10 protein-coding genes and 1 pseudogene are annotated in these 8,743 nt (G+C 32.6%); 10 read left to right on the top strand and 1 reads right to left on the bottom strand.

Annotation, left to right across the window (positions count from 1 at the left end; translation table 11 throughout):
• Positions 1-420: helix-turn-helix domain-containing protein (locus AZF08_RS21100; protein ID WP_063177359.1), on the top strand; the 420-nt coding region annotated here is incomplete at its 5' end.
• 689 nt (positions 421-1,109) lie between these two features.
• Here AZF08_RS21100 and AZF08_RS21095 read toward each other — a convergent pair.
• Positions 1,110-1,490 (bottom strand): hypothetical protein, encoded by a 381-nt coding sequence (locus tag AZF08_RS21095; protein ID WP_033679032.1) that lies wholly within the window; start codon positions 1,488-1,490, stop codon positions 1,110-1,112.
• 319 nt (positions 1,491-1,809) lie between these two features.
• On the opposite strand from AZF08_RS21095, the gene AZF08_RS21090 reads away from it, so the two are divergent.
• From AZF08_RS21090 to AZF08_RS21055, 9 genes and pseudogenes are all read left to right on the top strand, one after another.
• Positions 1,810-2,418 (top strand): DUF3967 domain-containing protein, encoded by a 609-nt coding sequence (locus AZF08_RS21090; protein WP_033679031.1) that lies wholly within the window; start codon positions 1,810-1,812, stop codon positions 2,416-2,418.
• Between the two features lie 160 nt (positions 2,419-2,578).
• Positions 2,579-2,776, top strand: coding sequence for a hypothetical protein (locus AZF08_RS21085; protein ID WP_033679029.1), 198 nt, complete (start codon positions 2,579-2,581; stop codon positions 2,774-2,776).
• A 229-nt stretch (positions 2,777-3,005) separates the two neighbouring features.
• Complete coding sequence (locus AZF08_RS21080; protein WP_051725965.1) at positions 3,006-3,440, top strand: hypothetical protein; 435 nt, start codon at positions 3,006-3,008, stop codon at positions 3,438-3,440.
• A gap of 66 nt (positions 3,441-3,506) precedes the next feature.
• Positions 3,507-3,875 (top strand): hypothetical protein, encoded by a 369-nt coding sequence (locus AZF08_RS21075; protein WP_033679028.1) that lies wholly within the window; start codon positions 3,507-3,509, stop codon positions 3,873-3,875.
• Between the two features lie 817 nt (positions 3,876-4,692).
• Positions 4,693-5,247, top strand: coding sequence for a hypothetical protein (locus AZF08_RS21070; RefSeq protein WP_051725966.1), 555 nt, complete (start codon positions 4,693-4,695; stop codon positions 5,245-5,247).
• Between the two features lie 376 nt (positions 5,248-5,623).
• Positions 5,624-6,343 carry a hypothetical protein gene (locus AZF08_RS21065; protein WP_033679034.1) on the top strand — a complete coding sequence of 240 codons (720 nt, stop codon included), beginning with the start codon at positions 5,624-5,626 and terminating at the stop codon, positions 6,341-6,343.
• A gap of 549 nt (positions 6,344-6,892) precedes the next feature.
• A complete protein-coding gene (gene mobV / locus AZF08_RS21060) occupies positions 6,893-7,999 on the top strand; it encodes a MobV family relaxase (protein WP_033679036.1) in 1,107 nt (368 codons plus the stop codon).
• A gap of 59 nt (positions 8,000-8,058) precedes the next feature.
• Positions 8,059-8,211 carry a hypothetical protein gene (locus tag AZF08_RS30560; protein ID WP_156029205.1) on the top strand — a complete coding sequence of 51 codons (153 nt, stop codon included), beginning with the start codon at positions 8,059-8,061 and terminating at the stop codon, positions 8,209-8,211.
• Between the two features lie 271 nt (positions 8,212-8,482).
• Positions 8,483-8,743: pseudogene (locus tag AZF08_RS21055) on the top strand (MarR family transcriptional regulator); the annotation flags it as partial.

Raw genomic sequence — 8,743 nt, 5'->3', positions numbered from 1 at the left:
AAAGTGAAGTTTGCTCAAATAATTCAAGATAATATTGGATATTTAGAAGAGATAGCTTATCTTGATAATAAAGAAATTGTTTTTCTTTGGAAAATAAGTAGGAAGATTGGTTTTTTGTCTAATTGTATTGTAGATGATATACATAAAAAAAGTCCGATTCCGTTAACTCAAACAGATATTGCTTTAATTTTAAAAAGAACTAAAAACAATGTGAATCCTATTATTAAGTCTTTAGTAGATAAAGGTATTCTTGCTGTTTCTGAAATTGGTATTGAAGGGAATAATGTTAGAGCTAATGCTTATTTTATGAATCCAAATATTATTTTTGCAGGAAATAAAGATGATGTGAATCTAACCTTGCAAGCAATGTTTTATAAGGTTCCCAAAGAATTAACAAAGTTACCTATAAGATTATTTTAAAGCTGATTTTTTTCAGCTTTTTTTATTTATTTTGAAGTTCTTAAAATCAAGAACTAAAGTTCTTAAAATCAAGAACTTCGAAATATGGGGAAAAGCATTGATATTATTGGTTTTTTTTCTATTTTAGAATTCTGTACTATCTCACTCTATATATAGATGCTAAATGTTCCGCAAGGAACAGGTAGTATTTATGAGCAAAAACCGCTCATAAATCTCCACCTTTTTCACTTTGTTTCATCACTTGCAAAACATTTTTCGGCTCGTGTGCTGTTGTCGCCAAGCCGAGAGACCAAAAGCAAGCAATTTCCCTCCCGCTTTGGACAAGCAATTATACGAGCCGAACCGCTAGTGCATCCGTTCTAGATTTTTTCTTACATCATGTTTTATTTAACGCGAAGTTCCAGGGGGCTAGCCCCCAAACCCCCAGCCAGCACTCTAGCCCAAAAGCAAGGGGAAAATATAAAAATTTTAGCGAAGCATAGGGAAGAATCTATTTTTATATCGACATGTTTATAATATTTATGTGAGGTTAACATAACGTCCTATTATCAGCATTGAAAAAAATCTTTACTTGGGGTTGTTGATAAATGCCCTTTCAAAAAAAAAGATGACTCTCTACAAAATGTAGTTTTCATCTTTTTTTAGTTGCTTATTGAATTAAAGTACCCGTCTCATCATTTTGTTATAAATTAGTCTAGATCAATTTTAAAAAATTCATGGTTGCGAACAGTATAACCCTCTAACCATCCTGCTCCTGCTGCTCGTGTACCAAAAGTGTTTACTGAAAAATCGTCACCTTTGTAGGTAATCCTAACTTCATAGTGATGACCGGCAGGAACTACAGCATTTAATCTTGTTTGTGTGTTTGGAGGAATAGTTCCTGAAAAGTTCAATAATGTTGCTACTGGATTAGTTTGAGACGTGCCGCCCGCCCCTGCTCCCCAGTCTAATACAAGAACAGTTACATTTCGGGAGTTATCAGGGTCGACATTGAGTAGTTCAATGTGGGCAAAAATAGAAAAGGTCTGATTATTCATTAAGGCTCCAGATGATTTAATTTTATATGACATTTTATTTAACCTCCTTTTATTTAAAACTACTAATATTAAATGTAGATAAGTAGAAAATGACTAGATTAATATTATAAGTAATTTGAATCATTTTTTTGTTATGAGTCAAATTAGGAAACTTAATATACATTATCGGTAGCAAGGATAAAGGAGGAACCCTTGTTTTTATAGGGTTCTTTTTTCTTTTCTAGTAAAATTGATATACATGATTTTATACATGATTGCATACAAATTAAGAATTTAAAACAAGTGATACGTGAATTATTAGAAAAAAGGGTATATCATTGCTATAGCGAATATATTTTTGAGGTGAAACGCTATGAAGACGTTATATAGTCCTGGCGACGTGGCAGAGCAATTAGGTATCCAATCTAGTACATTACGTAAGTATGCTGATGTACTAGAAAAAGAGGGTTATACCTTCATAAAGAATGAACGTGGGCATAGGAAGTATAGAGAAAGTGATGTAATGGTGTTTCGTAAGGTTATCAACCTAAAGAACGACACAGACATGACATTAGAAAACGCCACAAAACAAATAGTATCATGGCATCAAGGCGTTGAGGTATTACCATTAGAGCGACATGAAATTGAGCGCTATGAAGAACCGGATTTCAACGCTACAACGCTACAGACGATGCTTCAAGATCAAAACGAAGTCATTGAAAAGCAAAATGAATTACTACAAGAATTAAACAAACGTTTAGTCGAACAAGACCAGCGATTCGCACAAAGAGAATCAGAGTTATTGAGCGCTATACAAACGATACAGGAATCCCAAACGCTTATAGCGACGAATACTAGTGAAGACGTAGCGAAGAACCAGGGACGCGATGAAATGCTCATGCAAACAATAAGGGAAGTCCAGGAAGTTAAGAAGATGATTGCAGCAAGTAAAGATAAGAAATGGTATGAGTTTTGGAAATAATCTTTTGAAATTTGATTAATTATCTCTTGCCACTTCTAAAAAATATAGGAAAATGAATACAAAAGTAAAGCTTAGAGTTATATGAGAACTCTGAGCTTTTTGGGATACTACTGATAATTGGATTTTATGTGAACTAAATCTTAGGAAGAAGGAATTGAAAATGAATAAGAAATGTCCTAATTGTGGTTCTAGAGAAATCGGGCAAGATTCATTAAATGCCCAAGCATGTTTAAGACTTATTAGTACGAATAACCTTTTTAATCAATTTTCAAGAGTGGTTGCTGATGTTTGCACGGAGTGTGGTAACATTTTATCTATGAAAGCAGAACATCCAGAGTATTTTAAAGTAGATAAATAAAAATTACTGATAATACAGATTATGTGAACGAAAAATCCCTTTAGAAGGAAGATCTAAAGGGATTTTTTTTATAGATTTTGAGATACATGGACTGCTGATAAGTAAGATTATGTAAATTTAAAGAGTTAATCATTTTGTTCGGAAAATGTAGTTCCTAGTCATTTTTCTATAGGATTAAACATAATAATATTTGGTGTTTAATTTACATATAGAGAGGGATGATTTTCTAATGGAAGCTAGCATTCACGTAGATTCATTTTTAGGGGCAGGTCATTATATGACTACCGATGCAACTTTATCAGCTGAAGGTGTTATAAATGCATTTACCCGTACCAGAAGTGTTACATGGTTTGGAGGTTTTACAGGAGGGGCACAGGTATTGATGGTTGATGATAGTGGTGTAGTTATTGGTACTACGAATCAGCACAGATATGGTGTAGATGGCACAAAGATTGGAAGAAGTGATCGTACTGAACAATGGACTGAAACTATCGATTCTTCTGTTGCTAATAGAACAGTGAAACTGGCAGTAATACACGCTTGGACTCCTAAGGTTAGTATTGCACAAATAATTGCAATAGCTATAGAAGTTGGTAAAACTATTTGGGAGTTGCTTGAGGAAGTTAATAAAAAAGGTGGTTGTCAGGGAGGCGTTTCTTACTAATTTTAATCATATATATTGGACACTGTCTGATATCTGATTTCAAATGATAGAGGGGGAGTTTGAGAAATGAGAATTTTTAGATTTGATAAGGAAGTTGGTAAATCTGTTGAAGGTTTTGGAGATGAAAATTATATTTTATCTAGGATTCTTGTTGATGAAAGTGTTGAAACACTTAATCTTGTATGTGCTCATTTTGATTCAGGTGATTCTACAGGACGTCAGCAAGTAATGATAAATCAGCTTTTTCTTGTAGTACAAGGAGAAGGATGGGTGTCTAAAGATAATGTAGAGAGAGTTCCTATTTCTGCAGGGCAGGCGCCTTTTTGGATAACTGGAGAATGGCATGAAGTAGGAACAGATACAGGTATGGTTGCTATAATACTTGAAGGTCCTGCAGTGAATCCTATAGCATTTATGCCTGAATTGAAGATATGATGAAGAGAGGCTGACTCAAATAAATAGAATCGGTAAGTGTAATCAAAGAAGCTCAAACCATATATGGTTTGAGCTTCTTTGATTACGAATAGTGATAAAAAAACGGAATAGTATATAATTATTAATAGGTATTTCAACCTCTTTATTTATAGTGTTTTGAATGTATATTTTTGTTATGTATTTTGAGGATATCAGGGGAATTGGTGTGAAGTCAATATTTTAGGGGATTTGAATGTAAACTAATATCTAAAAGTTTACATTCGAACTAATTATAAAAATGAGCATACAGTAATGAGAAATCTAAAGATGAAATGAAAACGGTATTCTCTTTTACACATAAAAAGCCTAATAATTGCTAGGCTTTTTTGTTAACTCATTTGTTTTACATAATGCTAATGAAGAATATAAAATTTATTAGTGAAAATTTTATATTCATGTTTTTTTATGGGGAAAATAAAAATTCAATATACTTAATATTAAGAATTTTCAATATGAATATTATTAATTCACTATATATCCGATTTATGTAAAAGTATTAGTAAGCTAAACTTTTCTTTAAATCTTTGCCCCTAACAAAGGTTTAAAGGTATTATTATTTTTTGTTTAAGGTTTGTTGAAAAAAAGAATCTGTAATAGATTCTTTTTTTCTTATTTTATTAAAAGTTTACTTCCATTTTTTATGTTGAAATTTTTGTGGAATATTGATGTCACACTTTTATGTGGAAACAGTTTTTCGGTTGCACTTTTGTGTTTTTGTTATCACTTTTTTATATGATGTGTTTACTATGTAATACAGACTTTTATCGGAGGTGTTCAAGTGTCTTTAAATCAAGAAAATTATAAACCTAAATTCAGATTATTTAGTATAAGTCCTATTCCTTTTATTTTCCCATCAAAAAAGGAGAGATCTTTTGATGTTTCATCAGAAAAGCAAAGATCTTCTGAATTAAAAGATCTTTGTTTTAGACATATCTTAGAACACAGAATTCAGTTGGTTCCTCCTGCAAAAAAAGGGACAACTAAAGTTAATAAACAGTTATTTGCTACAATTGAAAAGGTTTGTTCGGAAGTAGTTGTTATTAGTGGTTTTATTCGTAAGATTATCACTTATACAACAGTAATTAATGGTCAAGAAATTCCAAATCAAAGAATCGAAGATGATATTCCATTCGAATATCTTATAGAGTCAACAGATATTAAAGAAAACAATCAATTTACTATCATTGAGAAAAAAATACTGGGTGAGCTTTTGTCTCATGAAACAAATTTTGGAAAATCAGATTCTTTTCAAAATAATGAACAAATTCTTGCTTTTAGTTTGGTTGAAAAAGATATTATAAAAATTAGTATCGGGATATTACCCATATTTTAACAAAAATATATGTTAAGCAAAATCAACATTAAAAATGTCAATTTTACTATTCTAAGAAATTCATATGGTCTTAAAAACGTTAAAATGTGCGTACTATCCCTGTATTAAAATAAAAAAGTAAGTACCGAGCTTTTTTTTTATCGGTGCTTACTTTTTTATTTTCAGCAAGATTTCGAATATTTTCGTATTACTCATATAAAATTAGGTAGTTTGATCTATTGGTTTAGCCGTTACAGTTCTTTTTAGAACTGAATAATTTATTAAGAATAGTTTCTTTTAGTGTGATAATTAATATAGATTATTTATTTATTGTTTAGTAGTTTAAAGTTATTTGATAGGTAATCAGTAGAAGAAACAATATTAAGGAGGACAATAAATGCCATGTCCGATAGTTAACTCAACGACTTGTTGTCAAGTTGTGGTTGAACGCACAACACAGCTGGTACCTCCAGCTCTTGAAAATACTGTTGTTTTCACGAAAACAGTTGAAGCAGATATTGAAAATGTAATCCCAGAAAAGGTTGTAATCTGTGGAGTGGTTCATAAAACTTTAACTTATACAGCAGTTTTAGAGGATGGTACTCTAGTGCCGGGTTTTCAAGTTTTCGATGATATCCCCTTCCAATGTGTTATTGATCGTGAAGATGCCAACGTAGGTGACCTTTTTGAGGTTACTGGTGTGTCAGTTCTTGGCGAGGTTTCTTCTCAAGAACAAAACTTTGGATTTATAAATGGCTTGCGAGTTGCTTTTAAGTTTAGAGAAAAAGAGATCGTCAAAGTTTGTGTTAGAAGATTAACAGTTACTAGTACTGAAACAGATATTGCATTAGGCTTTACAAGTGAAGATTGTAATGTTCCTGTTGTTGCACCAGGGCGTTTATTAGTGGATGGCGTTGGATTTGCAGGAATACCGGTATTTCTCACAATAGAAGGTCCAGCAACTGTTTCTCCAACTACGGTTTTTACAGGAGAAGATGGATTCTTTAGTACTAATGTCACTGCTTTTGGACCCGGAGTTATAACACTTATAGCTTCAGGTACAGTAAATGGGGTTCCTTTTTTTGGAAGCGTAACTACAGCTTCACCTTGTACATGATAAATTGTTTAATAATATAAAAAATAGCAAATGAATTTTTTTAAATAATTAGATAAACTTGATATAAAAAAAGGAGAAGGATTGTAAAAATCCTCCTCCTTTTTCAATTTATAAATTGTTATCTATTGTAATGAATTTTAAAAAAAGGAAACAGGGTTTAATATGGTTATATGTCAACGGTAAGCGGACGAACGAAGCAAAGCGAAGTGAAGGAGCATTAAGGAGTTGACATATTTACTACAACCAGACCCTCTTGTGGTTGTCAAACGGTACCCGTTTGACCCTGCCTACCGGCGAGGGAGCCCCCTCAAAAAATGAGGGGGGTGGGGGAGTTTTTTAAATGGGGTCTGGGGAAGATTTCCCCAGTGGGTTTGGGCGGAGCTCAAGGTTTTTGTTCTTGCACGGCTTGTCTGTGATCGGCGAAGCCGATGTGTCCCGTAGGGCACACTCTATTGTTGCGTAGTGACAATATAAGAGTGTGTTCTCTAATTGACATCCAATTATCCTCTATGCCATGATTAGGTGGACAAGTACAAAGGGAGTGGTTCTGTGAGTTACTCTATTTTTCGAGTGCAAGGAATTAAAACAACAGGAGATCTACGAGGAATTGGAAAACATAATGCGGACAGAGTTTCGTATACAAATCATGATATTGATCGGTCGAAATCAAGCGAGAATATCGAGCTTGTAAAATGTGAAGATACATATTTAAAACGATTTAATGAGATTACAAGTGAAATGAAAATAGACCATGAAAAACGTATGAAAAGTATGCGATCTGATAGAAGGAAATCATTTGATCAGGCGATTAACAGTGCAAAAAATGATGTGGCTTGTGAATTTCTGTTTACGAGTGATGAGGAATTTTTTCAGAATAAATCAAAAGAAGAAATTGAAGACTGGGCGAAACAGTCTTTTGAGTTTCTTGAAAAAGATATTGGCATTACAAAAGATAAAGTTATTCATGCAGCGGTTCATATGGATGAGAGGACACCACATTTGCACGTTGTAGCAGTTCCGTTAATTAAGGCGTATGACGGACGTAGAAAAGCTGATATATGGCAAATTAGTCGTAAGAAGTTTATTGAAACAAAAGAAGATTTAGCGAGTTTGCAAGATAGATATCATCAGCGTATGAATGAACATGGTTATAAGTTGGAAAGAGGAATAACAAAAGATATTAAACATGCGACAGTTCAAGGATTTAAAGAACAAACAAAATATCATGAAAATGAGGCTGTACAAGCATTAAAGAAAGCAGATCATGCAAAAAAAATAGCGAATAAGTTAGTGGCGGATGTAGAAGATGTTTCGAAGTTCGATAAAATTCCAGTGCATCAAGAAATTGTTTGGGAACGTGAAATGTTTAAAAAGGTCGAGAAAGTGACAGGAAGGGTTATTTTGGAGCCTAAGGACTTTCAATCTATTAAAACCCTTGCGAAAGCTTCAGATGTGCTTAAAACACAAAATAAGAAGCTTATAGGTGATAATGATCTTTTAAATAAGGATAAAATCAATTTAAAAGAAAAAGTGGAACATTTAATAAAAGAAAATCAACAACTTAAGACTGAAAATCAAGAATTAAAAACGGAAAACGATTTTTTGAAGAAAACGTTGGAACGAGTGAAGGAATTTTATAAAGAGAAAATGCCTTAACTTGCAAATATGGTGGGTTATATGAAAGCAACTGTGTTAGATAAGATGGGGAAAAGCTGTTGAAGCGCCATTTTGTAGATGATAGTGAGCGTAATGGAGTTCAAAAATTCTTTAGTGATAAACAAAAAAAAGAGATTGAACAACAAAAGAAGGAAAAGTCATTAAAAATGAAGCCTAAAAAACGAGATCAAGATTATGGGATGGAGCGTTAAAAGAGTAGATATTTTCAATTGAAAAGGATTAAAGTTTTATGTAGAAATTTGTGGTAAAATGAAAAAGAACCTTGCGCCAACAAGGTTCTTTAAAAATCCATTAACAGGAAATAGTAGGGCCAGCCAAGGAAACCTACTAAACTCAATATTCTATGTATATTTTAACATAAAAAATGTATTTAAAACAACATAGAGTTATATCAAAAGTACATAGTGTATGGTTTATTAGGTTTCTGGTTTCCTTGTTAAAAATCAGGAGGAAAAACTAGAAATGGTTAAAGTAGATTTTGGACCAGCTGAAAAAAATGCTAGAAGAAGAGATATTGAGAATTCTAAAGTTTTGACAGAAGAAGAATTGAGACAAGCAAATGAACTTCAAGCTAAGGCAAATGCTAGAGGAATGAAATTAGTTCCAGAGCGGAAAATAAAAAGTAAAGTGAAGTTTGCTCAAATAATTCAAGATAATATTGGATATTTAGAAGAGATAGCTTATCTTGATAATAAAGAAATTGTTTTTCTTTGGAAAATAAGT

Origin of the sequence: Bacillus gaemokensis (genome assembly GCF_001590835.1) — a bacterium.
Classification (GTDB): domain Bacteria; phylum Bacillota; class Bacilli; order Bacillales; family Bacillaceae_G; genus Bacillus_A; species Bacillus_A gaemokensis.
This window is presented reverse-complemented; position numbering and strand designations above follow the sequence as displayed.

Excerpts from the sequence above, each read along its gene's own strand:
- AZF08_RS21095 (WP_033679032.1), bottom strand. The coding sequence starts at position 1,490 with ATGTCATATAAAATTAAATCATCTGGAGCCTTAATGAATAATCAGACC.
- AZF08_RS21090 (WP_033679031.1), top strand. The coding sequence starts at position 1,810 with ATGAAGACGTTATATAGTCCTGGCGACGTGGCAGAGCAATTAGGTATC.
- AZF08_RS21085 (WP_033679029.1), top strand. The coding sequence starts at position 2,579 with ATGAATAAGAAATGTCCTAATTGTGGTTCTAGAGAAATCGGGCAAGAT.
- AZF08_RS21080 (WP_051725965.1), top strand. The coding sequence starts at position 3,006 with ATGGAAGCTAGCATTCACGTAGATTCATTTTTAGGGGCAGGTCATTAT.
- AZF08_RS21075 (WP_033679028.1), top strand. The coding sequence starts at position 3,507 with ATGAGAATTTTTAGATTTGATAAGGAAGTTGGTAAATCTGTTGAAGGT.
- AZF08_RS21065 (WP_033679034.1), top strand. The coding sequence starts at position 5,624 with ATGCCATGTCCGATAGTTAACTCAACGACTTGTTGTCAAGTTGTGGTT.